Below are 24,800 nucleotides of genomic sequence, written 5' to 3' on the forward strand. Positions count from 1 at the left end.
CTCCTTCGAAAGCCGCTCAGGCGGGTTGACGGGCGGGGGCGGATACCGCGGGCGCGGGCGTGTCGTCCGACAGGCGCCCCGGGGGCAGCAGCAGGGCGATGACGACGCCGCACACGTAGACGGCGGCGAGGCCGAGGAAGACGGGCGCGAAGACGTCGTGGTAGACGACGGCGATCTCGTTCTGCACAGCGGGATCGGCTACACGCGCGAGTGCCGGGGTGAGGGTGGCCGCGTCGAGCCCCGCGGGGAGCGCTGCGGCGACGCCGAAGCCGACGATCCCGCCGACGACGGCGGTGCCCACGGTCGAGCCGATCTGACGCATGAGGTTGGTGGTGGCGGTGACGGCCCCGAGGTCGGAGCGCGCGGCCGCGCTCTGCACCACCGCGAAGATGAGGTTCGTGAACGACCCCGTGCCGACGCCGACGAGCGCCATGACGAGCATCGGCACCCACAGCGGCATTCCCACCGGCAGCACGGCCATCGCGGCGAGACCGGCGGCACCGAGGGCCGTTCCGATCACGGGATAGGCGCGATAGCGGCCCGAGCGGCTCACGAGCCAGCCGGTCAGCAGGCTGCTGACGAGCATGCCGAGCACGGTCGCGATGGGGACGAGCCCCGAGACGGTCGCCGTGGCGCGATAGGCCATCTGGATGTAGGTGGGCACGTACGCGACGATTGCGAAGAGTCCCGCACCGACGACGAGCGAGAGCCCGAGGCACACGAGGATCGTGCGGTGCCGCAGAATGCGCGGCGGCAGGATCGGCTCGGCCGCCCGCCGCTCGATCACGACGAGGACCGGGATGCCGACGACCACCGCGACCGCGCAGACGATCGCCGCGGGGCGCAGCGTCTCGTCGCCCGCCCAGGTCACCGCGAGCACGAGGGCGAGCAGCGTGGCCGTGAAGACGACGGCCCCGGGGATGTCGAAACGCGGATGCGCTCCACCGGGCAGGCGCGGCACGGCGATCATCGCGAGGGCGAGCGCCACCACCCCGACCGGGAGGTTGATCCAGAACACCCAGGACCAGCCCCAGAAGTCGGTGATGAGACCGCCGACGACGGGCCCCACGACGATGGCGACCGGAAACGCGGCCCCGATGATCGCCATGTAGCGCGGACGCTGCCGCGGGCTGGTGACGCGCGCGATGATCGTCTGCGACATCAACTGCAGGCCCGCAGACCCCAGCCCCTGCAGCACACGCGCCGCGATCAGCCAGCCGAGGTCGGGAGCGAAGCCGCACACGAGCGAGGCCGCGAGGAAGGTCACGAGCGACACGAGGAACACGCGCCGGGGCCCGACGACGTCGCCGAGCTTGCCGAGCACGGGGAGCATCGCGGTCGCGGCGAGCGTGTACCCGACCATGATCCAGCTCATCTGCTCGAGCGCGCCAAGGTCGCCGGCGATCGTGGCGAGCGAGGTCGAGACCACCGTGTGATCGAGCGCACCGAGGAACGAAACCGACAGGAGGGCGGCGACGAGGATCCGCAGCCGCGCGGGAGAGAGAGTCATGCGTGGGGCGCTCGTACGACCGAGCGATCGACGCGACCGTGTGTGCCGCTCCGGCTCCCTCACCGGGCGAACGGACCCGAGGGCCCCGACGTCGCTCTCATTCTACCCGACTTATGTCGATAATCAACATTAGAGAAGGGCTCGGGAGACCACCGTCGCCGCCCCCGACAACGCCTGGCCCCCGTCGACGCCGATCTCCGCTCCGGTGATGAAGGCCGCGGCATCCGATAGCAAGAACGCGACGATGCCCGCCACCTCGTCGACCTCTCCCGCGCGGCCGAGGGGGATGACGCCCTCGTTCGCCGCCGGGAAGGCCGGCGGAGCACTCGCCGTCATCGCCGTGTCGATGAAGCCGGGGTGCACGAGATTGACCCGGATGCCGCGGGGCCCGAGCTCCGTGACGCTCGCGTGAGTGAGTCCCCGCAGCGCCCACTTGCTCGCCGTGTACGCCGCCGTGTAGTGCCCCGTGAGTCCCGCCACCGAGCCGATGTTGACGATCGAGGAGCCGGCATGCATCAGGGGAAGCAGCGCCTGGATGCCGAGCATCGCCCCCGTGACGTTGACCGCGAAGACGCGGTCCCAATCGGCGCGCTCGATCGCGCCGATGCGCGCGCGGTGCGTGATGCCCGCGTTGTTGACGAGACCGCGTACGGGCTCGCCCGCGAGATCGGCGGCGAGGGCCGCCCAGTCGGCCTCGGACGTCACGTCGAGTCGGCGGGAGGCGATCGCCTCGACCCCGTGCAGCTCCGGGGCCTCGTCGGCGAGGTCGACCGCGATCACCCGACCGCCCTGCCGGGCGATCGTCCGCGCCTCCGCCGCCCCCTGCCCGCCCGCGGCGCCGGTGACGACGAAGAGGTTCCCGGTGATCCCGGGCGTGCTCATCGCGAGCGCGCCCTCGACCTCACCCGCGCGCGCGGGATCGGCGGGGCGGGAACGCGCTCGCCGACGACGTTGACGACCGCGCCCACGCCCTCGATGACCAGGCGCACCTCGTCGCCGGGCTCGAGGGGCCGCGGGTCGAGCCCGCCGCGGCGGCCCCACAGCTCGCCGAGGCACCCGCCGTTGCCCACCGTGCCCGAGCCGAGCACATCGCCCGGGACGACCACTGAGTTGCGGGCCGCGTAGGCGACCAGCTCGGGGAAGGGCCACCCCATGTTCGACACGAGGTCGTGACCGATCAGCTCGCCGTTGATGAACAGCTCGGCCCGCACCGCGAGGAAGCCGTCGGCGTCGAGGAAGGGCTCGAGTTCGTCGGCCGTGACGATCCACGGCCCGAGCGTCATCGCGAAGTCCTTGCCCTTGGCGGGCCCCAGCCGCACCTTCATCTCACGCGACTGCAGGTCGCGGGCCGACCAGTCGTTCATGACGGTGTAGCCGAAGATGTGGGTCGCCGCGGTCGCGGCATCCAGGTTCTCTCCAGCCGAACCGGCCACCCCGCCGATCACGACGGCGAGCTCGAGCTCGACGTCGAGGCGCTGCGTCTCGGGGATCGCGATCACGTCGCCCGTCGCCCGCACGGTGTGCGGGTTGGTGAAGTAGAAGGTCGGCGCCTCGTACCACTCGGGCACGACCTCGCTCTTGCCGTCGACGGAGGCGCTGACGCCCTCGACGTGCTCCTCGAAGGCCACGAAGTCGCGGATCGAGGCGGGCACGAGCGGCGCGAGCAGGCGCACCTCGGCGAGAGGCCGCGCGGCGTCGGTGGCGCGTCGGGCGAACAGGGCCGGGAGCGCGGTCAGCCCCTGCGCCAGCACCTCGGCTACGCGCAGCCCATCGGGGAAGGGCACCACGGCATCCGCGTCGACGAACCCCTCGCCGATGTCGGCACCATCGGCCCAGCGCGCGATCCTCACGCGTGCACCCGAGTTCGCAGAAGCTCCGCGGCGTTCGCGCCCAAGATGCCGGTGACCTCGGACTCGGCCAGACCCGCGCCGCGCACGAAGGCCACGGGGTCGTCGAGGCCCATGTCGAAGGGGAAGTCGCTGCCGAGCAGCACCCGGTCGGCGCCCACCGCCTCGACCAGCCAGCGCAGCGCCCGCTCGTCGTGCACGACCGTGTCGAACCAGATCTTCGAGAGGTAGCTCGAGGGTGCGTGAGAGCAGCCGTGCGCCTCGGGGCGCACCTTCCACGCCCGGTCCGAGCGACCGATCGCCGTCGGCAGATATCCGCCCCCGTGCGCCGCGATCAGGCGGAGTCCCGGATGCCGATCGAGCACGCCCGCGAAGATGAGGTGCGACAGCGCGACGGCGTTCTCGGTGGGCTGGCCGACCGTGTTCGAGAGGTAGAACCGGTCGAGGCGCTCGTCGAGCGAGCACCCGAAGGGGTGCAGGAACACCAACGCGCGCAACTCCGCCGCCCGCGCCCAGAAGGGTTCGAGCCGCTCGTCGCTGAGTTCGACATCGCCGGCGAACGACGAGATCTCGACCCCGGCGAGCCCGCGACCGAGCACCGCGTCGTCGAGCGCGTCGACCACGAGGTGCGGGTGCTGCAACGGGACGGTGCCGAGACCGACGAGCCGGTCGGGCGCGTGCGCGACGTGCTCGGCGATGAGGCGATTGGCCTCGCCGGTCGTCCAGGTCGCGAGCCCCTCGTTCGCCCACGGGTAGAAGTGGTTCGGCGAGGGGCTCACCCACTGCCGGTCGACGCCCTGCTCGTCCATCGCGGCCAGGCGCGCCTCGACCGACGTCAGCTTCGGGAAGCGCTCGCCGATCATGCGACCCGAGGCCTGCAGGCTCGCGAGTCCGTTGCGACGGAGTTCGAGGTCGGCCGCGGCCTGCACCTCGTCGGGCACGCGCCGCTCGACCTCGGCGTGCAGCCCCGGCATGAGCAGGTGGGCGTGGACGTCGGTGACCTCGGCGCGGGCGGAGCCGCCTGTCGAGAGGCTCATGCTCGGGCCGCCGTCAGCTGTGCGACACCGAACATCAGGCCGCCCATGTCGGCGTCGCGGACGCCGTCGAGCTGCCACTGGCCGAGCTGCACCGAGGCGTCGACGATCGCCTTGGCGCGTGCCACGCGGCGTTCGTGGAACTCGTCCCACAGCGCCTGGTTCACGGCATCCCGAGTCACGAGGAGCTCGCTCAGCACCGCCGCGTCTTCGAGTCCTTGAGCCGCGCCCTGGGCGATCGTCGGGGGGCAGCTGTGCGCCGCGTCGCCGATGACGACGACGCGGCCGCGGTTCCACGGGGCGTCGACGAGGTGGCGGGTGAACCAGGTGTAGTTCGCGTCGGCTCCCGCCTCGATGTCGGCACGGATGTGGTTCCATGGACCGTCGTAGGCGCGCGACTGCTCCACCATGATGCGTCGAGCCTCTTCGGGCGAGACGTGCGAGCGGTCCTGCGCCGCCTCGACGAGGAACGCGTACATCGTGTCGTCGCCCGTGGGCGTGTAGCCCGCGATGTACATCGGTCCGCCGTAGTACAGCTCGCTGCGGTCGACGTCGGGCGGAAGCGACACGAAGGTGCGCCAGATGCCCATGCCGGTCTGCTCGGGGTCGACGTGGATGCCGATCATCTCGCGCACGGCCGAGTGCAGGCCGTCGGCGCCGACCAGCAGGTCGAAGGTGCCCGCGGGCTCTCCATCGACCTCGACGGCGACGCCGTCGTCGGTCTGGGTGACGCCGGTCACGCGCGTACCGAAGTGCACGCGGGCACCGTGGCCCTCGGCAGCCGCGAGCAGGATGCGGGCGAGGTCGGGGCGGGACATGCCCATCGTGGAGGGGTAGTCGGGGCCGCCGGTCTTGAGGTCGGGCAGGGCCGCGACGACGGGGGCGCCGGGACCGGGGGCACGCAGGTTGAGCCCCTCGAACGCCTTGCCGGCGGCGGCGACCTCGTCCCACACGCCGAGCTCGTCGAAGACGCGCAGGGCGTTGCCCTGCAGGGTGATGCCCGAGCCGCGCGTCGACAGCGCGGGCTGCGCGTCGTAGAGATCGACCTCGACGCCCTCCTTCGCGAGGAAGATGGCGGTGGCCAGGCCCGCGACGCCGGCTCCGGCGATCGCGACTTTCTGAACGGCGGTCATGTCAGAACCTCTCTGTTCTGGGGACGGTGAAGGAATTACAGCAGAGCGACGGGGTTCACCGGCGAACCCACCGCTCCGGTGATGGGCAGCGGCGGAGCCGAGAGAAGGAACTCCCAGCGACCGGCCGCGGCGCACGCCTCGGCCAGCTCGTCGAGGTCCCACATCTCGCCGATCGTGAGGCCCAGGTTCGGGATGACGACCTGGTGCAGCGGTTGGAACGCCGGCACGTCGAACTCGTTCGGCCGCACCTCGAAGCCCCAGGTGTCGGTGGCGATCGCGGCGATCTCGGTGCGGTGCAGCCAGCCGGCGGTCGTGAGCGAGAGACCGGGCGCGGGGCCTCCTGCGTAATCGCCCCAGCCGTCGCGGCGAGCGCGGGTGTAGGCGCCGGTGCGCACGAGCACGATGTCGCCGCGGCGCACCTCGACGCCCTGCGCGGCGGCGCACGCCTCGAGGTCGGCGACGGTGACGGCGTGACCGTCGGCGAGCTCGCCCTCGGGCGAGAGGTGACGGCCGACGTCGAGCAGCACGCCGCGCGAGACGATGACGGATGCCGCGTGCTCGATACCCGTGATCAGGTCGCCGTCACTGGTGACGACGTCGCCCGCGCGCCGGCCGTTCCACGCGTAGCCGTGGTCGAAGATGTGGCCGAGGCCGTCCCACTGCGTCGAGCACTGCAGGGGCATCGCGATGACGTCGTCGGCGCCGCCGATGCCGTGCGGGAAGCCCTGGTTGCCGCGCTCGGCGTCGGTTCCGGTGTCGGTCATCGTGTGCACGGGGTTGGTGCGGCGGCGCCAGCCCTTCTGCGGGCCGTCGGTGTCGAACGGCTGCGACAGCGAGATCGACCGCCCCTCGCGCACGAGGGCCGCGGCGGCGCGACGGATGTCGTCGTCGATGAAGTTGAGCGTGCCGAGCACGTCGTCGTCGCCCCAGCGCCCCCAGTTGCGGAACGCCTCGGCCCGCAGCGCGATCTCGGCTTCGGGGTTCTGTCGGTCCAGGTCGGCGGGGTTCTCGGAGGGAGCGGTCACGACCCCTCCCCGACGCACCGCACGACCTGCGTGCCGAGCGCGCCGATGGTCCCGGTCATGACGTCGCCGTCGCGCAGGAACTTCTTCCAGTGCTGTCCGTTGCCGGCGGGGCTGCCGGTCAGCAGCAGGTCGCCGGGAAGCAGCGGGTGGGTCTGCGACGCCGCCGAGATGAGGGCCGCGACGCCGAACAGAAGGTCGGAGGTGTTGGCATCCTGCATCACCTGCCCGTTCAGCTCGAGGCGCACCGCGGTGTCGGCGGGGTCGACGAAGCGCGCGGGCACCAGCAGCGGACCGGTCGGTAAGAAGCCGGGGGCGTTCTTCGCCCGATACCAGTCGGTGCCGATCTCCTTCATGTCCTTTCGGAACACGAGGTCGCGCGTGGTGATGTCGTTGACCATCGTGTAGCCGGCGACATGGTCGAGCGCCTCCTCACGCGAGACGCGGAACGCCTCGCGACCGATGACGACGGCGAGCTCGAGCTCCCAGTCGTGCACCTCGCTGTAGGCGGGCAGAACCAGCGGCACGTCGTCGCCGACCACGCACGCGGTGAGCCCGATGAAGAAGTACGGCTCGCCGCTGCGGGCGCGCTCGTCCATCATCTCGGCAGCGAACGCGTGGGCTTCTTCGGGCGTGCGGTCGGTGTTCTGCGTCAGGCCCGCCGCCACGAGCTGGATGACGTGCTCGCGGTAGTTGGCCCCGGTCTGCAGCACCTGCCGCGGCTCGACGGGCGCCGTGAGGGTGACGTCCGAGAGCGGACGCCACTCCCCCGGCGCCTCGTCCTGAGCCGAGGCGAGGGCTTCGAGGCGATCCCAGTCGGGGTCGGCGAGGAACGCGTTCAGACCCCCACCCAGTTCGTCAGCGGTGAGCGCGCGAATGCGGTCTCCGGCGACGAGGCCGATGCGCACGGCATCCGCCTCTCGAAAGCGCGCGAGCGCGAAGGGTGCGGTCGTCATGATGGTGCTCACTTTCCCCGACCGGGATCGACGCTCAGCCCCGGCCCTGGACGGCGTAGGGGTTGAGCAGGGCGTCCTTGATCTCGTCGGGCACACCCTCTTCGGTGGCACTGGGGCCATCGGCGGGCGGGAACGACTCGGTCATCGACATCGGCATGGCGCCGTTGCGATACATGTTGTTCGAGCCGAGCGAGGGCTTCCAGGTGTTCGCCTCCCAGTCGGGCACGTAGTTGCGGTACCCGCCGGTGTTCAGCTCGATGCGCAGGCTCGAAGGCTCGCGGTAGTAGAGGAAGGTCTGCTCGCCGATGCCGTGGATGTTGGGGCCGTACTCGATCGGCACGCCGTTCTCCATGAGGGTGTCGGCGGCGATGAGCAGCTCTTCGCGGGTGTCGACCCAGAACGCGTAGTGGTTGATGCGGCCGGCGCGGCTCGAGCCGTCGAGCACGACGCCGAGGTCGTGCGACTTCTCGTTGGTGGTGAGCACCGAGAAGACCGAGATGGGCGCCTCGTCGAGCACCGTGCGGGCCATGAAGCGGAAACCGAGCGTGTCGACGTACCACTGCACGAACGCGTCGACGTCTTTGGCTGCGACCGTAACGTGGTCGAGCTGGCGCGGGGCACCGGCGACGGGGCTGCGCTTCTCGGGACGGTCGGGGTAGATCGAGGCGGTGTGCGGCTCGGCGCGGTGACGCTCGACGTCCCAGTGCAGGGTCATGTTGTGACCCTGGGGTCCGGTGAAGCGGAACGCACGGCCGATGCCGCGGCCCTCGAACCACTCGCCCTCGATGCCGGCGGCCTGCACGCGCTTCGCGGCCTCTTCGAGCGCCTCGGCCGACGAGGTGCGCCAGGCCATGGTCTCGAGCGAGGGCTCGTCGCCCTGCGCGACGACCACGGAGTACGCGTAGTAGTCACCCCAGCAGCGCAGGTAGACGCGGCCGTCTTCGCGAGCGACCTCGGTCAGTCCGACCTGGTTGACGTAGAAGTCCACCGACGCCTCGACATCCGGAGTCGTGATCGCGACGAACGACAGATGAGAGAGAAGCTTGATCATCTTCGATCCTTTCGGGTGAGACGGGTCGTTCCGGCTCTTCTTCCACTATCCGACTGAAGTCGATATCAGGGAATCCGATTCTGTGGATGCCGGGCATCGGCGTGAGTTATCTGCCCGCCGCTCGCCGCGAGCGCGGAGGGCCCGAACGCGGGTTCGCGCATGGCTCGTCCCACTTTTGGTAGTGCATGTCCCACTTATGGTCGGTTGAGGAGCCTGCAACCCGCCATAAGTGGGACATGGTCCGGCGCGAGCGGCCGGTCGGCGCGAGCGGTTCATCAGGAAGACGGTGAGATGACCGCGTCGTCCGCCGACAGCTCCTGGAGGTCGCTCAGAACGGCGCCCTCCGCGACGACATCGAAGACTCGCCGGAGCGCGAGACGCTCGGGCGACTCCCGTCGGGCAGGCCGGATGCGGCGGCCGTTCTCGTCGTCGAACGCCACTTCGGCGAGCGGCGAGGCGCTGTCGACGCGGACCTCGAGACGGCGCGGGCCCAGCGCCGAGGCGACCAGCGCGCCGCCCACCCCGCCGCCGATCGCGAGGGTGACACTCGCGCCGATGCCGTCCGCCCCGCGCAGGGCCAGGGTCGTGGCCGCCGCCGTGTCGGCGCGATCGACGACGCTCAGCGGGCCGCCGGCCAGCACCCGCGCCCACCCGAGCGCGTCGCGGAGAAGGGCCGCGGCATCCGTTCGCCCTCCCCAGGCGTCGACCACGATGTGCCGTGGGGCGAGGGGCTCGGCGCCGGCATCCGCCACGATGTCGGGGCGCAGGCGTCGGCGCACGACGGCGACCGGAACGCCGATCGCCGCCACTCGCGCATGGACCTCGGCGGGGGCCGGGTCGGGCTCGTCGACGACGAACGCCGCCGCGTCGACCAGGCGCTCCCACCAGGCGCCGCGCCCCTCGACCACACGGATGGCGTCGGCGCCCCGGCCGAGCCGGACGAGCGGCGCGAGCTCGGCCACCGCCGCGCGGTACGCGGCGAGGTCGGTCCGCACCTCGAGCGCGCTCATCGTGCGGCCCCCTCGCGCTCGGCACCGTCCCGCGCGTCCCCCTCGCGCGCCCCCGCCCGCACGGCCGACGCCGCCCCGTCGGCGATCGCCAGCACGAACGCGGCGTCGGCGCGCAGCTCGTCGTACTCCATCGCCGCCTCTCCGCGCAGCAGCGCCGCGAGCGCGCGCCACTCCGCCTCGTAGCCGTCGCGACGATCGATCGGGTACACGGTCTGCACGCCCTGCGCGTCGCGCACCGTCGTGCGCGCCCCGCCGACGTGCACGAACGGCGGGGGGAACTCGACCTCGACCCCGGCGCCGGCGGTCAGAACGGTGACACGCCACAGCGAGTCCGCCCCCTCGGTGAGCATCACGGTCGTGAAGCGCACGAGGGCGCCGTCGGCGCGCACCGCGAGGTCGAAGCCCACGGGCGACACGGGTCGCGCCCAGACCAGCTCGGTCGAACCCGGCACGAGATCGCGCACGAGGGGCAGATCGTGCACGCCGAGACCGGCGACCAGCTGGCGCACGATCGCGGCGCTCTGCTCCGGGTCGTCGAGGTCGATCGGCGGGCGGCGCGCGGGTGCACCCGCGGGGAGCGGCTCGCCCATCGTCACCGCGTGGTACCGATCGTTCGGCGAGAGGCACAGGGTCACCGTCACCGCCGAGATCCGCCCGTCGAGCGCACTCAGGTGATGCGTCGCCCGCACCCACGCGGGATCGAACAGGTGGTTCGTGCCGACGACGAGCAGCGCGCCGACCGCGGCGCACTCGGCGACCAGACGATCGGCCTCGTCGGCGGTGTCGGCGAGCGGTTTCTCGCAGAAGATCGCCCGGCGCCCCGCGGCCAGGCTCGCGCGGACGTGCTCGGCGTGCAGCGACGGCGGGCTGCACACGGCCACGACGTCGACATCGGGATCGGCGAGCAGCTCGTCGACGCCCGACGATGCCCGCGCACCGAAGCGCCCCGCGATGAGCGCGGCGCGCCCGCTCCCCGCGTCGCTGACGTGAACGAGCCGGAAATCCCCGTCGGTGCGGGCGAGGGTAGGGGCGTGCAGCGCCGCCACTCCCGGCCCCGAGCCGATGATGCCCACGCCCCACGTCATGCCGGCCCCCTCGCCACTTCAGTACGAAATGCGCCGAAGTTAGGAACTAATGAACCATAGATCTCGCGATTCCGGCAGCGTGCGACGGCTCCTGTGTGAAGATCAACGCATGGCGAACGTGTCCACCCTCCGCTTCGGCGCGCAGACCGACGAGGTCACGAGCCTGCTGCGCATCGTCAACATGGTGCGATCGGGCGAGGCCGTGACCCGCCCCGAGATCGGGCGCGTGACCGGCCTCGGTCGGGGCGTCGTCGCGCAGCGGGTCGACCGCGCGGTCGAGATGGGCTTCCTCGAAGACGCGGAGTACGCGCCGTCGTCCGGGGGACGAGCCCCCCGCACCCTGCGGTTCCGCGCCGATCGGGGTCGCCTTGTCGTCTGCGCGCTCGGTGGTCAGCACATCCACGTCGGCGTCACCGACCTCGACGGCACGATCCTGAACGAGGCGCACCGCGCGTGGGACATCGCGAGCGGCCCCGACCAGACGATCGCGACGGCGACGGCGATGGTCGACGACCTGCTGGCATCCGGAGACGGAACCCCCGTGTGGGCCATCGTGGTCGGACTCCCCGGCCCCGTCGATTTCGAGACGGGACGCCCGGTCGCCCCGCCGATCATGCCCGGCTGGAACGGGTTCGACGTGCGGCACGCGTTCGAGCAGCGCTACGACGCTCCCGTCTGGGTCGACAACGACGTGAACCTCCTCGCGGCCGGCGAGAGGGCGCGGCGGCGCGACGAGAACACCGACCTCATCTACTGCAAGGTCGGCACGGGGATCGGCGCGGGCCTCGTCTCGCACGGCCGCCTGCACCGCGGAGCCAACGGCGCGGCGGGCGACATGGGCCACGTGCGCGTCCCCGGCGCCGAGCAGGTGTGCCGCTGCGGCAAGGTCGGGTGCCTCGAGGCCGTGGCCGGCGGATGGGCCCTGGTACGCGACGCGCGCGCCGCGATCGACGGCGGCGCGACCGGCGTCCTCGCCGACGGCGTGGGCGCGGGCGGCGACCTCACCCTCGAGAGCATCACCCTGGCCGCGGCGCGGGGCGACTCCCTCGCCATCTCGCTCGTGCAGGCCTCGGCCCGGCAGGTCGGCGAAGCCGTCGCCGCCCTGGTCAACATGTTCAACCCGAGCCTCATCGTCATCGGCGGCGCCGTCGCCTCGACGGGGGAGCTGTTCCTCGCCGAGGTGCGCCACCGCGTGTACGAGCTCTCGCTGCCTCTCGCCACGCGCGACCTGGTCATCAAGACGAGCGAGAACGACACGCGCGAACCGGTCCGCGGCGGAGTGGACCTCGCGCAGGAGCAGCTGTTCGAGGTGAGCCTTCCCCGCTGGTTCGCCGAGGGTCGGCCCACCGTGGCCGCGGTGCACGGCCTCCCCGGCTAACTTCTTCCTTTTTCCGACTTTAGTCGGTATGTTGTGAGCGGAAGCGTGCCGTTCGGTGCGCGCGACACGAGGACGTGCCCGCCATGACCCTGACCGCCCTGCGCGACGATGCCCTTCGCGTGCGCGACGGCCGCACCGAGGTGCGGTTGTCGCTGCCCTGGATCCGCGCCCTGCCCCTCGCGAGCCTCCTCGACGCGACCCTGCATCTGGACGGCGAACAGCGCGAGCCGCTGATCGCGCTCGGTCCCCGGCGGGTCGAGGTCGACGCCCCGTCCGCCGAGGACGCGTGGTGGTATCTGCAGGATCGCGTGGTGTTCGAGATTCCGGATGCCGTGGCCCCCGGCGTCCATCAGGTCTCGGTCTCATTCCGCCTGGAGATCCCCTACCTGCCCGGCGGCCCCGACGAGCCCCTGCGCCTGCCGTTCCGATTCACACGCGAGCTGGAGACGAACGCCACGGTCATGAGCGTCTCGGCCGATGTGGGGAGCGCCGCGTGAGCCTGCCCACCGGCTGGACCCTGTCGGCCAGCGCCTTCAACCTCACCCCCGAGGTCATCCGCGCGGAGCGCTCCGCCCCCGAGCTGGCCCTCACCCTCGTCGAGCGCGAGATCGCGACGGCGATCGAGATCGAGCTCGGCCAGATGTGGCGCGGCTTCCCCGCCCCGCCCACCGCCGACGCCGAGGCCTTCCGCGACCGACTGGCCGCCGCGGGCGGACACGTCAGCATCGTCGGCGTCAGCATCGACGAGTTCGATCGAGGTCGACGACGCACGGACACCGAGCGCCGAGCGTTCCTCGAACCGCAGCTGCGCGCGGCCGCCGCGGTCGGCGCCGCGGGCGTGCGCCTGCCGATCGGACAGGCCGGGGCACTGCTCGACGACCTCGTGCCGCTCCTCGAAGAGCTCGACCTCGTGCTCTACGAGGAGGCGCAGGGCCACGAGACGCCCGCCGCGCGCCCGGAGGCGTACGCGCGCATCGCCGAGCTCGACACCCCGCACCTGCGCCTGCTGCTCGACATCAGCATGCTCATGCCGGCACTGCCGGTGAGCTACCTCGAGCAGCTCGAGCGGGGCGGCATCCATCCTGCTCTTCTTCGGCGGCTGCGCGACGAGTGGCGCGATCCCGCGACCCACGACGCCGTCATCGACGCGCTGCGCTCTGGGCAGGTGCCCGGACCCGTGCACACGCTTTACATGAACCTGCTCGTGCGCTTCGGCCGCGCGCACGTCGACGACCTGGCATCCGTCCTCCCCCTCCTCGGTGCGGTGCACCTGAAGTTCTGGGACCTGGACGACGCCGATCATCGACTTTCCGACCCCCTTCGCGACGTGGGCTCGACCCTCGCCGCGACGGGCTTCACCGGCACGCTCTGCAGCGAGTGGGGCGGCCAGGAGTGGCTCGACGACGACCCGTGGGAGATGACCTCGCGTCACCTCGCGCTGGCCGGCGCTCTCCTCTCCGACCGTCACCCCTCCGCACCCCCGCAGAAAGCGAGCACCCCATGACCGACCGCCCCATCAAATGGAGCTACATGGACCACTGGCGGGCCCAAGGCCCCGCCGGACCCTACGACCAGTGGCAGTCGCGCCTGGCGATGAAGCGCTTCCTGCAGCAGGTCGCTGCCGTCGGCTTCGACGCGATCGACACCTTCGACTTCCGCATCTGGCAGATCTTCGAGCAGTACGGCTCGGTCGCGAACTACCAGGAGTTCGTGCAGGAGCAGGGCCTCGAGCGGATCGTGAACACCTTCCACGGCGTCTACTACTCGCCCGACCGCTACGCCCCCGAGGTGCCCGCGACGCACGCGACGATCATCGACGACTTCCAGCGCACGATGGACATGTGGTCGGGCATCCAGCTCGACAACATCATCGTCATGCCCGGATCCCGCTACTTCGACGAGGCGGGCGTCTCGGACGACGGCCTCAAGCACGCGACCGACATCTGGGGCAAGGTCGGCGAGCTCACGCAGCAGTACGGCGTCAACCTCACCTGCCACCACGAGTTCTACGCCGGCATCCGCACGCGCGATCAGATCGACCGTTTCTACTCCCACGCCGACCCGCGGTACGTGAAGTTCTTCGTCGACACCGCGCAGCACTGCATCGCCGACGTCGACCCCGTCGACGTGTACGAGAAGCACCACGAGAGGGTGACGGGCTTCCACTTCAAAGACACCCGGCACAAAGACGTCAACGACGACTACCGGATGTTCCCGGATGCCGAAGTCTCGGCGACCACGACGGAGAAGTGGTTCTACGAGATGGGCACCGACGAGGGCCTCGTCGACTTCGAGGCGATGATGCGCTCGGTCCGCGACCACGGCTACACCGGTTGGATCAGCGTCGAGCACGACAAGGCCGACAAGCTCGGCGGCGATTACGCCGAGAGCACCGCGATCGCCCGGTGGTACGCCAAGAACGTGCTCGACGGCATCTACACCGAGGAGGTCGCGCGATGAGCGACGTGCGCTGGGCCTACGCCATCAACCAGTGGGACACCAACATCGACTCGTTCGTGCGGAAGCGCGAGCACGAGCGCGCGTTCAAGACGGCATCCATCAGCGGCTTCTCCGGCATCGAGCTGACGGCCGTGAGCTTCGGGCCGTGGGAGCCGCTCGGCACCCCCCAACAGCTCGCCGACCTGTACGGCTCGGTCGAGGGCTTCGGGGAGTTCCTCGCCTCGTGCGCCATCGAGGCCGTCAGCAGCTACGTCTACGACCCGTCCGTCGGCTTCGAGGTCGAGATGGGACGCGGGCCCGACCCGCTCGACCCGGCCTCGGTCGAGCAGATCGTGCGCACCGCCCGGTGGTTCGCGGATGCCGTCCGCCGCCTGGGCGGGAGCGTGCTCGTCGTGCGCGCCGCGCCCTCCGCGTGGCAGACGGGCGCGTTGTCCTCCGCACAGATCGAGGTGCTCGCGCACCTGTGGAACGCGGTCGGTGCGGCCGTCGCCGGTGACGGCGTCGCGCTCGGGCTCCACGTCGACTTCCTCTCCGCGCTGCGACTCGACGACGGCATCCATCGCCTGCTCGCCGCGACCGATCCGGCAACCGTCAGCCTCGCGATCGACACCGCCGAGCTCGCGATCGCGAGGATCGACCCCGTCGCGCTCTACCGGCAGTACGCCGACCGCGTCGTGCACGTGCAGCTGAAGGACGCGCGCGAGACGGTCGACGACGCCGAGGCGTCGACGCCCCACGCCGAGCAGTTCATCCGCACGGAGGGCGGGGCCCGTCGCATCCTGCGCTGGTTCTTCGAGCCGAGCGACGAGCGCGCGCTCGTCGACTTCGAGGGCTTCGTCGGCGCGCTGGCCGAGCACGGCTACCGCGGCTGGATCGTCGTCGAGTCCGACCAGAGCCCCCACCCCGCCGAGAGCACGATGGTCGCCGGCTGGTACGTGCAGAAGGTGCTGCGGCCGATCCTGGAGGGCGCGCGGGTTCCGGCCTGAACGCGCGCGATCGAGGGGGCGGTGGCGTGCGGCCGCCGCCCCCGTGCGCCGTTCGCGAGCGCGTGCATGCCTGCAGGGCGCACGACGACAGGAGATCGTGCGAGAACCGGACGTCCGCAGGCGCACCGGCGTGTTCTCGGGCGATCCCCTGTTCTCGCCCGCGACGTCAGCGCGCGGAACGCACCCAGCGTCGCCACTCCGGCTGCGGCGCGTACCCGCGGGCCGCCCAGGCGGATGCGCCGAGGTCGTTGCCCTCGAGCACCATCGCGTCGAAGCGTCCGGCGCCGAGCGCGCGAAGACGGGCTTCGGCCGCGTCGAGGAGAGCCCGGGCGATCCCCTGTCGGCGGTGGTCGGGGTGCACGGCGAGGCGGTAGAGATGAGCGCGCCACCCATCCCAGCCCGCGATGACGGTGCCGACGATCCGGCCCTCGGCGCGGACGACGAGCACCGCGTCGGGGTCACGGCGGAGCAGCGCCTCGACGACCGAGGCGGAGTCGCTCGGTCGCGCGTCGTTCTCGCCCGCGATCGCCCAGAACGCCAGAAGCGCATCGACATCGGCGGCCGTCACGGTCTCGACCACCGGCGCGTGCGATCGCCCGGTCACCGGTCGTAGACCTCTCGCCGGTGGGCGGCCCGGACGACGGTGACGAGCAGGTCGCCGTCGAAGACGTCGTAGATCACCCGGTAGTCGCCGACACGAAGACGCCAGGCGGTCTGCTCGCCGACGAGCTTCTTCGCCGCGGGTGGACGAGGCTCCTCCTGCAAACCGCTGATCGCCTCTACGACCCGATCGCGTGCGGGTCGCGGCAGTTTCCTCACCTGGCGAGCTGCCGCCGTGGTGAGCTCGACGCGGTAGATCACGAGGTGACGTCAGCGCGCAGCTCGTCGAGCGTCACGCGGGTACCGTCATCGTCAATCTTCGCCTGACGGTAGGCGGCGATGTCCTGGGCCATCTCGAACTCTTCGAGGGCTTCGACGTCGGCGACACTCACGACCACCGCGGCGAGCTTGCCGTTGCGGGTCACACCGATACGCTCGCCCGCGTACATCGCCCGACCCAGAACGTCCGACAGCTGGCTGCGGAGTTCGCGGGTGGAGAGTTCGGTCGTGACGGTATCCATGACGCAAGTGTAGCAATTCACGCGGTTGTGTACACAGTTGAGGATGACCCGGCCCGACTTCCCGGCTGAGTGTCCACGACGCTCGCGCTGGATCGCGCGCGCTTCCGCGCGTCGTGGACTCGCGACGGAGGGGATGTCGGAGAGGCACGCGCCGTCAGCGCGGCTCCAACCCCGCGGCCCGGTAGATGGCGTCGACGACCCGCATGGTCCCCACGCCTCGGCGGGCCTCGAGCACGCTCTCGGACCCGTCGCCGAGAGCCGCGACGAGGTGCTCGAGCTGCCTCGCGTAACTGTTCTCCACGGGATCGGCGGCGGTCTCACGCAGCATTGTGCCGTCGGCGGCTATCACGGTGAGCGTCGCTCCCCACTGCGGCACGATCACGCTCGTCGCGAGCAGCGAGGCGGCCGCACCGTCGACGCGCACCCACATCGCGCCCTGGTCGTCGCCGAGGAAGGAGGCGCGGAGAAGCGCCGGGATGCCACCGGGCAGGCGCAGCTCCGCGTCGGTCTGCAGGTCGATCCGGGGATCCTCGTCGTACGTCTGCGCCGTGGCCGAGATCACCTCGGGCTCCCCGAACGCCGCGCGCAGCACGTCGACGGCGTAGCAGCCGACGTCCATCACCGCGCCTCCCGCGAGATCGCCGTCCAAGCGAATGTTGCCGGACTGCACGACGAAGTGCGGGATGCTGAAGTCGATCTCGACGAGCTTCACCTCCCCGAGCACGCCCGAGGCGATCGTGTCGAGCAGGTCGCGGATGAAGCTGTGCCGGCGGAAGTGGAACCCGACGAACGCGCGCCGGCCCGCGGCATCCGCTGCGTCGGCGATGGCCTGCGCGGTCGTGCCGTTCGCCGACAGGGGCTTCTCGCACAGCACGTGCTTCCCCGCGGCGAGCGCCCGCGTCGCCCATTCGGCGTGCACGATGGGCGGCAGCGCGAGGTAGACGAGGTGGACGCGCGGGTCGCTCAGCACGGCGTCGTAGTCACCCCAGGCGGGCAGGTCGAGCCGGTCGGCGAACGCCCGCGCGCGCTCGGGGTCACGCGCCCCGATGGCGACGACCTCGACGCCGTCGACGCCGCGTGCCGGCTCGACCATCGCGCGCTCCGCGATGCCGCCCGCGCCGAGGATGCCGACGCCGATCATGCGCACCCCGCTGATAAACGCCGTCCCTGTCGAGACACGGTGCGACACCGCGTTTCCCGACACGCAGGGCGTTTCTCGACGCAGGTGCCGGTGCGGGCGCCGGCGCGAGCGAGGGCCGGCCGCATCACCCCTCGCCGTTGTAGTACGGCCAGGGGTTGATGCGGCGGTCGCCGCGGCGGTCGGGGCCGGTCAGCGTCACCTCGCCGGTGGCCGCCCACTCCACGCCGCGCGGGAACAGGCGGATGAACTCGATACGGCGGAACGTGTCGATGTCGTGGCCGATCGTGATGGTGAACGAGCGGCCCGCGCCGTACTCATTGATCCACGCCAGGGGCTGCTCGGTGTTGATCCCGGGCAGGGCGGCGATTCCCTCGGGCGGGATGTCGACCGGGTAGTGAGACATCGGCCACACGGGCGCCTTCTCGTACGCCTCGAGGTCGTCGAACGTCGTCAGCAGCACCTGAGCGCCCTCGTACATCTGCACGCCGACGAGGATGTCGTCTCCGGTGACGGTCCAGGTGGCGTTGATGCCCTCGGTGATCGGATGCCGCGGCTCGGCCGTGTGCAGCTGCGCCTCGCCCCACGGGCGGGGGCGCAGGCCCGTCTCCCACGCGCTGAGCTTGGCGCCGCGCATGACGTTGTACTCCTCGGGGTAGCCCCAGCGGTCCTCTTGGGCGGCGGAGCCGTGGAACCAGACGATGCCTTTGCCCTCGTCGTGCACGAAGCGGAGGATCGCGGCATCCGTCTCCGCTCCGAACCCGGTCGCCATGTCGTGGTAGCCGTCGCGGCCCTCGAAGATGACGATGAGCACGTCGTACTTGTCGATGACGCTGGCCGGGAGGCCCCGGGGGTCTTCGACCACGCGGACCGTGAAGCGACCGGTGTCCTCCAGCAGCGTCGTGATCCATTGGTTGTGCAGTCGGAAGCTGCGGTGGGCGTTGTCGTGCTCGATGGTCATGTGACCCGAGAGGATGAGAACGTTCAGCACGGCTCAGCCCTTCTGCGAGAACGCCGCGTCGAACAGCTGGTGCGGCGGGGTGATCTCGCCGAGTTTGCGGACGAACGCGAGCGCCTCGGGGCCGCCGACCAGGCGGTCCATGCCGGCGTCCTCCCACTCCACGCTCGTGGGGCCGTCGTAGCCGATCGCATTCAGCGCGCGGAAGAGCGGCTCCCACGGCACGTCGCCGTGACCGGTCGAGACGAAGGTCCAGCCGCGGCGCGGGTTGTCCCACGACAGGTGCGAGCCGAGCACGCCGTTGCGTCCGTCGAGGTTGGTGGTCGACTCCTTGCAGTGCACGTGGAAGATGTGGTCGGCGAAATCCAGCACGAAGGCCACCGAGTCGAGCTGCTGCCACACGAAGTGCGAGGGGTCGAAGTTGAACCCGAAGCTCTCGCGGTGCCCGATGGCCTCCAGCGTCTTCTTCGCCGTCCAGTAGTCGTACGCGATCTCGGAGGGGTGCACCTCGAGAGCGAAGCGCACGCCGACCTCTTCGAAGACGTCGAGGATCGGATGCCAGCGGGCGGCGAAGTCCGCGTAGCCTCGCTCGATCATCGCGTCGGAGGCGGGCGGGAACATCGCGACGTACTTCCAGATGCTCGAGCCGGTGAAGCCGGTGACCGTCTTCACGCCGAGCTTCGCGGCGAACCGCGCAGTGTTCTTCAGGTCGTCGGCCGCACGCTGGCGCACGCCCTCGGCATCGCCGTCGCCCCACACCCGCGGCGGCACGATGTCGTGGTGCCGCTCGTCGATGGGGTCGTCGCAGACCGCCTGGCCGACGAGGTGGTTGGAGATCGTCCAGACCTTCAGACCGTTGCGCTCGAGGATGTCGTGCCGCGACTGCACGTAGTCGGCGTCGTCCCAGCGCGAGACGTCGATGTGGTCGCCCCAGCAGGCGATCTCGAGGCCGTCGTAGCCCCACTCCCCCGCGAGGCGGGCGACCTCTTCGAAGGGCAGGTCGGCCCACTGGCCGGTGAACAGGGTGATCGGGCGTGCCATTTTGCTCCTTCGCGTCAGGCGACCGGGACGCCGGCGGCGACGCCGGTCCAGGCCGAATCGTTCTCACTGCTGCGCTCGACCGCATCGAGCACGCGCTGCACGCGCAGCCCCTCGTCGAACGAGGGGTGGGGGTCGGTGCCGTCGGCGATCGCGCCCACGAGGTCGACGACCTGGTGGGTGAAGCCGTGCTCGTAGCCGAGCATGTGCCCCGCGGGCCACCACGCCGAGACGTACGGATGCTGGGGTTCGGTCACGAGGATCTGCGTGAACCCCTGGCGGCCGTCGGGCGCCGTGCGGTCGTAGAAGCGCAGGCTGTTGAGGTCTTCGAGGTCGAAGGCGAGAGCGCCCCGGTCGCCCGAGACCTCGATGGTGAGCGCGTTCTTGCGGCCGGTGGCGAAGCGGGTGGCCTCGAACGAGGCCAGGGCTCGGTTGGCGAGACGACCCGTGAAGATCGCGACGTCGTCCACCGTGACCGCACCTTTCTCGGTCGCGCCGCTTCCCTTCGACAGGCCCATCGACCCGTCGGACGGCAGCGGGCGCTCCGTCACGATCGTGTCGATCGTGCCCGAGACGCGCTCCACGCCCAGGCCCGTCACGAACTGGGTCATGTCGATGATGTGCGCGCCGATGTCGCCGAGGGCTCCGGAGCCTGCGTGCTCCTTCTGCAGACGCCACGCCAGCGGCATCTCGGGGTCGACGAGCCAGTCCTGTCGGTAGGCGGCCCGCACCTGCTGCACCGTTCCGACGGCACCCTCGGCGATCATGTCGCGAAGCAGCGTGACCGCCGGAACACGACGGTAGGTGAATCCCACCATCGACCGGATGCCGCGGGCCCGAGCCCGCTCGGCCGCTTCGGCCATCGCTTCGGCCTCTGCCACGGTGTTGGCCAACGGCTTCTCGCACAGTACGTGCTTGCCCGCCTCGAGGGCGGCGATCGCGATCTCGGCGTGGGACTCACCGGGGGTCACGATGTCGACGATGTCGATGTCGTCGCGCGCGACGACGTCACGCCAATCGGTGGCCGACTCGGCCCAGCCCCATTTCTCGGCGGCGGATGCGACGGCATCCGCGTTCCGTCCCACCACCACGGTCATCTCGACCGCGCGGGGCAGATCGAACATGCGCGGCGCCTGACGCCAGCCCACGGAGTGCGCCGCCCCCATGAAGCCGTAGCCGATCATCGCGACGCGGAGCGGCCGCGTGGGGGTCGTCATGCCAGCACCAGCTCGCGCTCGACCGGAACCCGGTTGGTGACGTAGCGACCGGGGCCACCGTCGGCGCCCGGCATGATCTGCATGTAGAGCAGACGCATGGTCAACACGACCTCGACGGTGATCTTCTCGCCCGCGGCCGGCGGGGTGTCGAGGTGGATCAGCACGTCGGGGCGGTCGGCGACGAACCACAGCGTCTCGGACTGCTCGGGCAGCTCGTCGACGCGGTAATCGCGCCCCTCGAGCGAGAAGCGCAGGTCGCCCTTCGGCACGGCGACCCCGTTCACGGTGACGGCGACGTCGTCGACGGCCGACAGCCAGAGGCTGCGGTACCAGGGCAGCTGCACCGAGACCGCGAGGCCGTCGTCGGTCCGACGGACGTCCTTCTCGGCGAAGAGGGAGTTGTGGGTGGCCATGGTGTCTCTCAGGCGTAGTTGTCGACGAAGCTGTCGTGCGCGACCGGGGGCGCGGGCTCGAGCTTCTGGGTGGTCTCGGGGCTGTACGGGTAGTTCTTCGACGGCACCGGCTCGTCGGCCGGGGGCATGAACACGGGCTTGCCGTCGTCGCCGAAGTACATGAGGTCGAGGTCGAACGCGCCCTGGTTCTTCAGACCGAAGCTCACCCAGTTCTCTTCGAACGGCGCGCGCGCGAGCTCGTAGCAGCGGAACTTCCAGAACTTCCACTCGCCGTCCTGCTTGAGGAAGTCGATCGCGTACTTGCACCACACCCAGTGCGCCCAGACCTTCTTGCCGAGCACCTCTTCGGGCGAGTACATGTCGGGGAACTCCTCGGCCACCTTCGGGTCGGTCAGACCCGACTCGGTGCCGGCCATCATCCACACCCCCGTCGCGGTCTTGCCGTCGCCGGCGACCTCGATCACCGGGGTGTTGGTGGCGTGCAGGATGAGCTTGCCCTCGGGGTGGGGGCGACCGCGGTGGTAGTCGGTGACGCTCTGCCACGTCGTGTACTGCCCGGCGTTGGTGTAGCGGGCGCGGATGCCCTCGGTGCCCTCCTTCACCCACAGCGGGATGATCTGCTCGTCCTCGAAGGCGTTGTGCAGATACATGTAGCGGTTGAAGAGGTTCTCGACCTGTCCGCGGTCTTCGGCGCGCTGCGCGAGGGCGTGTGCGGCCTCGACCTGCTCGCGCAGGCGGGTGACCTCGGCGATGAGATCTTCGACGGATGCCGTGGCGGTGGTGTTCGACATGTTCACTCCTTCGTGGTGATGGGGGTCAGGCGGGCTGCGCCGCGCCCGTGTTCTCTGCGACCGTGTCTTCGATGGCTGTGCGCATGAGCGCGTGCTGTTTCTTGACGAGGTCGATGGGGTCGCCCTCGCCCAGGTCGGCGAAGGCGTGCCCCTCCCACTCGCTGGAGAGGTAGCCGGTGTACCCGCCCTCGACGAACTGGCGGACGATGCGCGGGATGTCCATCGCGGGCTCGTTCCCGTCGTCGTCGATGGCGTAGAACTTCGCGTGCACGTGGAAGATCTGCGGCATGATGTCGAGCCACTCCTCGGGGGCGACGAGGCCGTGCATGTTGAACGCGAGACGCGTGAAGGGCCCGAAGCGCAGGAAGTCGACGCCCTCGCCCGACAGGTAGTCCTCGAACTTCTGGTTGCGCACGTGCATCGGCGTCGGCTCGTGCCAGATCTCCTCCATGACGGGGAAGTGCTTCTCGTCCATGCCCATCTGTCCGAGCGTGCGCAGCAGCGTGGGCGAGAGCGAATGCATCGTCGAGGAGAAGTCGGCGGTGAACCCGAGGCGGTCGCTGTCGAGCTCGGCGTACAGCTCGCGGATCTGCTGCACCTTCGGGCTGTTCGGGCCTTCGGGGGCGTGGATCTCGTAGCCCAGCTTCTGGTCGTACTTCTCCGCCAGTGGCAGAAGGCTGCGGAGCAGCTCCTTTCCGGCGGAACGGATAACGATCTTCGTGAAGCCCAGCGTGTGAGCGGACTTCAACTGCCGGGCGAGGAACTCGTGCTCCTCGTCGGGCGTCATGTCGCGGTCTGTGCGGCGGCCCATGTCGAGGTTGGTGCCGACGGCGCTCGCCTCGAGGCCGTACTTCTCGAGCGAGTCGAACCACACCTTCACGAAGGCGTCGTCGACGTCGGGGTACGAGCGCAGCAGTTGCGCGAAGTTGAACTCCACGCCGGGGCCGATGCCCTGGTCGTGCACCTCTTTGATGAGGGTCTCGGGGGTGTACTGCCCCGCGGCGAACTCGCTCGTCATCGAGTAGAGCGTCGTGCCGAGCTTGATGCCGGTTCCGGCGATGCCGTTGGTGTCGGTCATGTCCTCGTCCTGCAAGGGTCAGGCGCGCACGGCGTGCGCGAGGTGGGCGTCGAGGGCGCGGCGCGCCTCCGCGGCATCCGTGATCATGCGGGAGCCGGCGGCCTCGGCCGCGGTGCGCTGGATGACCTGCTCACCGCGGATGATCTCGAAGGGGCTCTGCCAGTGGTTCCAGTGCCAGCCCTCGTACTCGCTCGAGACGGCTCCGCTGTAGCCGTTGTCGACGAGCAGGGTGATGAGGTCGGCGACGGGCACCGAGGGCTCGTTCCCGTTCTCGTCGATGCCGAAGAACTTGCCGTGCACGTGCTTCACCCACGGCATGATCTCGAGCCAGTCGTCCACGCGCGCCGGACCGAACAGGCCCGTGCCGTTGATGCCGAAGTCGATGCCGAGGTCGGGGCGACCGTGCTGATGTGCGAGGCCGATGAAGCGGCCGAAGCGCTGGCCGTGGTCGGCCTGGTCGGCGGGAGGGCCCTGTTCGTAGAAGTCGTCCCAGAGCTGCACGACCGCGGCCAACAGCTCCTCCGACGCACCGCGCCGGCGGTAGGCCTCGATGAGCGAGGGCGCGAAGCCGGTGACGGTGGCGCCCCAGTCCATCGTGAAGCCGAGGAAGGGCGAGCCGACCTTCTCGTAGCGGTCGCGCAGCGCGAGGATGCGCGGGTGCGAGGCGTACTGGTCGGCGTGCACCTCGAGGGCGAGCGTGACGCCGTGCTCTTCGGCGATGGGGGCGAGGGCCTCCATCGAGTCGGGAGTGATCGAGATCTGCACGCGCGCGATGGGGAAGCCCAGTTTCGCCGCCGCCGCGATCTGCTTGCGCATGTAGGCGAGGAGCTCGTCCTGGTTCATGAGCTTGTCGGGGCGCAGGCCGATGTCGGCGTTGACCGCGAGCGAGGTGCGCACGAGCCCGACCTCGTCGATGAGGTCGGAGAAGCGCCCGGCGAAGTGGTCGTCGATCTCGGGGAATCCGCGGAAGCTCGAGAATCCGATGATCTCGAGGCCCGGCCCGAAGCCCTCGGCCGCGGTCTTGCGGATGAGCTGGTCGAGGTCGTACTCGCGGCCGTGAAAGGCGCGGGTGAAGCTGTAGAGCGTGACGCCCTGGATGGGGGTTCCGGGTGCGGTCGAGGCGGTCATGCGCGGACCTCCTCGACCTGGCGGACGATCATCGTCTTGGTGTCGTGCTCTTCGATGTGCAGCACCTGGTCGTCGTCGATGATGATGTACGGGATGTAGAGCTCGAGGTCGACGCGCACCTCGTGCTCCCCGGCATCCGCCCCGATCTCTCCCGACAGCACGGCCGAGTCGGTCGGGAACCACCACTGCTCGGTGTCGGTCCCCATGTCGGCGAAGGTGAACTCCTCGCCGTTCATCCCCCAGCGCAGCGAGTCGGCGGGTGCCTCGACGCCGTCGACGGTGAGCTTCGCGCCCGAGATGCACGACGCAGGCAGGGCGCGGTACCAGGGCAGTCGCACCTCCACCGAGACCCGCCCGTCGTGGGCGCGGAGCGTGCCCTGTTCGATGATGCGATCCGGGATCACGATGACCTCCTCGTCGGTGCGGCCGGGGCCGCAGACCACTTT

At 70.5% G+C, this 24,800-nt stretch carries 27 protein-coding genes; 5 read left to right on the top strand and 22 right to left on the bottom strand.

All coding sequences use genetic code 11. The features are described from left to right. Window positions 1-16 precede the first annotated feature (16 nt). The 10 genes from OVA26_RS01540 to OVA26_RS01585 all read right to left on the bottom strand — a co-directional run bounded on the left by OVA26_RS01540 (window position 17) and on the right by OVA26_RS01585 (window position 10,648). On the bottom strand, window positions 17-1,510 hold the full coding sequence (locus OVA26_RS01540; protein ID WP_268102659.1) for an MDR family MFS transporter: 1,494 nt from the start codon (window positions 1,508-1,510) through the stop codon (window positions 17-19). A gap of 129 nt (window positions 1,511-1,639) precedes the next feature. Further along, window positions 1,640-2,392 carry an SDR family NAD(P)-dependent oxidoreductase gene (locus tag OVA26_RS01545; protein ID WP_268102660.1) on the bottom strand — a complete coding sequence of 251 codons (753 nt, stop codon included), beginning with the start codon at window positions 2,390-2,392 and terminating at the stop codon, window positions 1,640-1,642. Next, window positions 2,389-3,360: a fumarylacetoacetate hydrolase family protein gene (locus OVA26_RS01550; protein WP_268102662.1), complete on the bottom strand. Its 972-nt coding sequence runs from the start codon at window positions 3,358-3,360 to the stop codon at window positions 2,389-2,391. Before OVA26_RS01550 ends, OVA26_RS01545 begins: the two co-directional genes overlap by 4 nt. Further along, window positions 3,357-4,394: an amidohydrolase family protein gene (locus OVA26_RS01555; protein ID WP_268102663.1), complete on the bottom strand. Its 1,038-nt coding sequence runs from the start codon at window positions 4,392-4,394 to the stop codon at window positions 3,357-3,359. The genes OVA26_RS01550 and OVA26_RS01555 overlap by 4 nt, the downstream gene beginning before the upstream one ends. Continuing rightward, window positions 4,391-5,524: an FAD-dependent monooxygenase gene (locus OVA26_RS01560; protein WP_268102664.1), complete on the bottom strand. Its 1,134-nt coding sequence runs from the start codon at window positions 5,522-5,524 to the stop codon at window positions 4,391-4,393. Before OVA26_RS01560 ends, OVA26_RS01555 begins: the two co-directional genes overlap by 4 nt. Window positions 5,525-5,559: 35 nt before the next feature. Next, the gene (locus OVA26_RS01565) at window positions 5,560-6,549 is read right to left on the bottom strand and encodes a cyclase family protein (protein WP_268102665.1); all 990 of its coding nucleotides are present in this window, start codon (window positions 6,547-6,549) and stop codon (window positions 5,560-5,562) included. After that, window positions 6,546-7,502, bottom strand: a complete 957-nt coding sequence (locus OVA26_RS01570) for a fumarylacetoacetate hydrolase family protein (protein WP_268102666.1) — start codon at window positions 7,500-7,502, stop codon at window positions 6,546-6,548. The genes OVA26_RS01565 and OVA26_RS01570 overlap by 4 nt, the downstream gene beginning before the upstream one ends. A gap of 34 nt (window positions 7,503-7,536) precedes the next feature. Then, window positions 7,537-8,553: a VOC family protein gene (locus OVA26_RS01575; RefSeq protein ID WP_268102668.1), complete on the bottom strand. Its 1,017-nt coding sequence runs from the start codon at window positions 8,551-8,553 to the stop codon at window positions 7,537-7,539. Between the two features lie 275 nt (window positions 8,554-8,828). Next, window positions 8,829-9,563 carry a hypothetical protein gene (locus OVA26_RS01580; protein WP_268102669.1) on the bottom strand — a complete coding sequence of 245 codons (735 nt, stop codon included), beginning with the start codon at window positions 9,561-9,563 and terminating at the stop codon, window positions 8,829-8,831. Continuing rightward, window positions 9,560-10,648 (bottom strand): Gfo/Idh/MocA family protein, encoded by a 1,089-nt coding sequence (locus OVA26_RS01585; RefSeq protein ID WP_268102670.1) that lies wholly within the window; start codon window positions 10,646-10,648, stop codon window positions 9,560-9,562. The genes OVA26_RS01580 and OVA26_RS01585 overlap by 4 nt, the downstream gene beginning before the upstream one ends. Window positions 10,649-10,757: 109 nt before the next feature. Between OVA26_RS01585 and OVA26_RS01590 the strand changes: the two genes are divergently transcribed. From OVA26_RS01590 to OVA26_RS01610, 5 genes are all read left to right on the top strand, one after another. Then, complete coding sequence (locus tag OVA26_RS01590) at window positions 10,758-12,026, top strand: ROK family protein (RefSeq protein ID WP_268102671.1); 1,269 nt, start codon at window positions 10,758-10,760, stop codon at window positions 12,024-12,026. 83 nt (window positions 12,027-12,109) lie between these two features. Then, window positions 12,110-12,523 (top strand): hypothetical protein, encoded by a 414-nt coding sequence (locus tag OVA26_RS01595; protein ID WP_268102672.1) that lies wholly within the window; start codon window positions 12,110-12,112, stop codon window positions 12,521-12,523. Next, a complete protein-coding gene (locus OVA26_RS01600; RefSeq protein ID WP_268102673.1) occupies window positions 12,520-13,530 on the top strand; it encodes a restriction endonuclease subunit R in 1,011 nt (336 codons plus the stop codon). The genes OVA26_RS01595 and OVA26_RS01600 overlap by 4 nt, the downstream gene beginning before the upstream one ends. Continuing rightward, complete coding sequence (locus OVA26_RS01605) at window positions 13,527-14,486, top strand: sugar phosphate isomerase/epimerase family protein (RefSeq protein WP_268102674.1); 960 nt, start codon at window positions 13,527-13,529, stop codon at window positions 14,484-14,486. Before OVA26_RS01600 ends, OVA26_RS01605 begins: the two co-directional genes overlap by 4 nt. After that, window positions 14,483-15,472: a sugar phosphate isomerase/epimerase family protein gene (locus OVA26_RS01610; protein WP_268102676.1), complete on the top strand. Its 990-nt coding sequence runs from the start codon at window positions 14,483-14,485 to the stop codon at window positions 15,470-15,472. Before OVA26_RS01605 ends, OVA26_RS01610 begins: the two co-directional genes overlap by 4 nt. A gap of 166 nt (window positions 15,473-15,638) precedes the next feature. Here the strand turns inward: OVA26_RS01610 and OVA26_RS01615 are convergent, their stop codons facing one another. The 12 genes from OVA26_RS01615 to OVA26_RS01670 all read right to left on the bottom strand — a co-directional run bounded on the left by OVA26_RS01615 (window position 15,639) and on the right by OVA26_RS01670 (window position 24,758). Further along, window positions 15,639-16,076, bottom strand: coding sequence for a GNAT family N-acetyltransferase (locus tag OVA26_RS01615; RefSeq protein WP_268102678.1), 438 nt, complete (start codon window positions 16,074-16,076; stop codon window positions 15,639-15,641). Next, window positions 16,073-16,333: a type II toxin-antitoxin system RelE family toxin gene (locus OVA26_RS01620; RefSeq protein ID WP_268102679.1), complete on the bottom strand. Its 261-nt coding sequence runs from the start codon at window positions 16,331-16,333 to the stop codon at window positions 16,073-16,075. Before OVA26_RS01620 ends, OVA26_RS01615 begins: the two co-directional genes overlap by 4 nt. Next, entirely contained in the window at window positions 16,330-16,593 is a 264-nt protein-coding gene (locus OVA26_RS01625; RefSeq protein WP_268102681.1) for a type II toxin-antitoxin system prevent-host-death family antitoxin, read from the bottom strand. The genes OVA26_RS01620 and OVA26_RS01625 overlap by 4 nt, the downstream gene beginning before the upstream one ends. A gap of 154 nt (window positions 16,594-16,747) precedes the next feature. Beyond that, window positions 16,748-17,734 carry a Gfo/Idh/MocA family protein gene (locus OVA26_RS01630; protein ID WP_268102683.1) on the bottom strand — a complete coding sequence of 329 codons (987 nt, stop codon included), beginning with the start codon at window positions 17,732-17,734 and terminating at the stop codon, window positions 16,748-16,750. 124 nt (window positions 17,735-17,858) lie between these two features. Continuing rightward, complete coding sequence (locus OVA26_RS01635; protein WP_268102684.1) at window positions 17,859-18,722, bottom strand: ThuA domain-containing protein; 864 nt, start codon at window positions 18,720-18,722, stop codon at window positions 17,859-17,861. 3 nt (window positions 18,723-18,725) lie between these two features. Continuing rightward, window positions 18,726-19,730 (bottom strand): sugar phosphate isomerase/epimerase family protein, encoded by a 1,005-nt coding sequence (locus tag OVA26_RS01640; protein WP_268102685.1) that lies wholly within the window; start codon window positions 19,728-19,730, stop codon window positions 18,726-18,728. Window positions 19,731-19,744: 14 nt separating this feature from the next. Then, window positions 19,745-20,944 carry a Gfo/Idh/MocA family protein gene (locus tag OVA26_RS01645; protein WP_268102686.1) on the bottom strand — a complete coding sequence of 400 codons (1,200 nt, stop codon included), beginning with the start codon at window positions 20,942-20,944 and terminating at the stop codon, window positions 19,745-19,747. Beyond that, window positions 20,941-21,357 carry a C-glycoside deglycosidase beta subunit domain-containing protein gene (locus OVA26_RS01650; RefSeq protein ID WP_268102688.1) on the bottom strand — a complete coding sequence of 139 codons (417 nt, stop codon included), beginning with the start codon at window positions 21,355-21,357 and terminating at the stop codon, window positions 20,941-20,943. The genes OVA26_RS01645 and OVA26_RS01650 overlap by 4 nt, the downstream gene beginning before the upstream one ends. 8 nt (window positions 21,358-21,365) lie before the next feature. Beyond that, a complete protein-coding gene (locus OVA26_RS01655) occupies window positions 21,366-22,148 on the bottom strand; it encodes a nuclear transport factor 2 family protein (RefSeq protein WP_268102690.1) in 783 nt (260 codons plus the stop codon). Between the two features lie 25 nt (window positions 22,149-22,173). Then, window positions 22,174-23,226, bottom strand: coding sequence for a sugar phosphate isomerase/epimerase family protein (locus OVA26_RS01660; protein ID WP_268102691.1), 1,053 nt, complete (start codon window positions 23,224-23,226; stop codon window positions 22,174-22,176). Window positions 23,227-23,244: 18 nt separating this feature from the next. Then, window positions 23,245-24,354: a sugar phosphate isomerase/epimerase family protein gene (locus tag OVA26_RS01665; protein WP_268102692.1), complete on the bottom strand. Its 1,110-nt coding sequence runs from the start codon at window positions 24,352-24,354 to the stop codon at window positions 23,245-23,247. Continuing rightward, window positions 24,351-24,758, bottom strand: a complete 408-nt coding sequence (locus OVA26_RS01670; RefSeq protein ID WP_268102693.1) for a C-glycoside deglycosidase beta subunit domain-containing protein — start codon at window positions 24,756-24,758, stop codon at window positions 24,351-24,353. Before OVA26_RS01670 ends, OVA26_RS01665 begins: the two co-directional genes overlap by 4 nt. Between the last annotated feature and the right edge of the window lie 42 nt (window positions 24,759-24,800).

This window comes from Microbacterium sp. SL62, from assembly GCF_026672635.1.
GTDB lineage: Bacteria > Actinomycetota > Actinomycetes > Actinomycetales > Microbacteriaceae > Microbacterium > Microbacterium testaceum_A.

What these genes read in the sequence shown, in the direction of transcription:
- OVA26_RS01540 (WP_268102659.1), bottom strand. Translation starts at nt 1,510, where the DNA reads ATGACTCTCTCTCCCGCGCGGCTGCGGATCCTCGTCGCCGCCCTCCTG.
- OVA26_RS01545 (WP_268102660.1), bottom strand. Translation starts at nt 2,392, where the DNA reads ATGAGCACGCCCGGGATCACCGGGAACCTCTTCGTCGTCACCGGCGCC.
- OVA26_RS01555 (WP_268102663.1), bottom strand. Translation starts at nt 4,394, where the DNA reads ATGAGCCTCTCGACAGGCGGCTCCGCCCGCGCCGAGGTCACCGACGTC.
- OVA26_RS01560 (WP_268102664.1), bottom strand. Translation starts at nt 5,524, where the DNA reads ATGACCGCCGTTCAGAAAGTCGCGATCGCCGGAGCCGGCGTCGCGGGC.
- OVA26_RS01570 (WP_268102666.1), bottom strand. Translation starts at nt 7,502, where the DNA reads ATGACGACCGCACCCTTCGCGCTCGCGCGCTTTCGAGAGGCGGATGCC.
- OVA26_RS01575 (WP_268102668.1), bottom strand. Translation starts at nt 8,553, where the DNA reads ATGATCAAGCTTCTCTCTCATCTGTCGTTCGTCGCGATCACGACTCCG.
- OVA26_RS01580 (WP_268102669.1), bottom strand. Translation starts at nt 9,563, where the DNA reads ATGAGCGCGCTCGAGGTGCGGACCGACCTCGCCGCGTACCGCGCGGCG.
- OVA26_RS01585 (WP_268102670.1), bottom strand. Translation starts at nt 10,648, where the DNA reads ATGACGTGGGGCGTGGGCATCATCGGCTCGGGGCCGGGAGTGGCGGCG.
- OVA26_RS01590 (WP_268102671.1), top strand. Translation starts at nt 10,758, where the DNA reads ATGGCGAACGTGTCCACCCTCCGCTTCGGCGCGCAGACCGACGAGGTC.
- OVA26_RS01595 (WP_268102672.1), top strand. Translation starts at nt 12,110, where the DNA reads ATGACCCTGACCGCCCTGCGCGACGATGCCCTTCGCGTGCGCGACGGC.
- OVA26_RS01605 (WP_268102674.1), top strand. Translation starts at nt 13,527, where the DNA reads ATGACCGACCGCCCCATCAAATGGAGCTACATGGACCACTGGCGGGCC.
- OVA26_RS01610 (WP_268102676.1), top strand. Translation starts at nt 14,483, where the DNA reads ATGAGCGACGTGCGCTGGGCCTACGCCATCAACCAGTGGGACACCAAC.
- OVA26_RS01625 (WP_268102681.1), bottom strand. Translation starts at nt 16,593, where the DNA reads ATGGATACCGTCACGACCGAACTCTCCACCCGCGAACTCCGCAGCCAG.
- OVA26_RS01630 (WP_268102683.1), bottom strand. Translation starts at nt 17,734, where the DNA reads ATGATCGGCGTCGGCATCCTCGGCGCGGGCGGCATCGCGGAGCGCGCG.
- OVA26_RS01640 (WP_268102685.1), bottom strand. Translation starts at nt 19,730, where the DNA reads ATGGCACGCCCGATCACCCTGTTCACCGGCCAGTGGGCCGACCTGCCC.
- OVA26_RS01645 (WP_268102686.1), bottom strand. Translation starts at nt 20,944, where the DNA reads ATGACGACCCCCACGCGGCCGCTCCGCGTCGCGATGATCGGCTACGGC.
- OVA26_RS01650 (WP_268102688.1), bottom strand. Translation starts at nt 21,357, where the DNA reads ATGGCCACCCACAACTCCCTCTTCGCCGAGAAGGACGTCCGTCGGACC.
- OVA26_RS01655 (WP_268102690.1), bottom strand. Translation starts at nt 22,148, where the DNA reads ATGTCGAACACCACCGCCACGGCATCCGTCGAAGATCTCATCGCCGAG.
- OVA26_RS01660 (WP_268102691.1), bottom strand. Translation starts at nt 23,226, where the DNA reads ATGACCGACACCAACGGCATCGCCGGAACCGGCATCAAGCTCGGCACG.
- OVA26_RS01665 (WP_268102692.1), bottom strand. Translation starts at nt 24,354, where the DNA reads ATGACCGCCTCGACCGCACCCGGAACCCCCATCCAGGGCGTCACGCTC.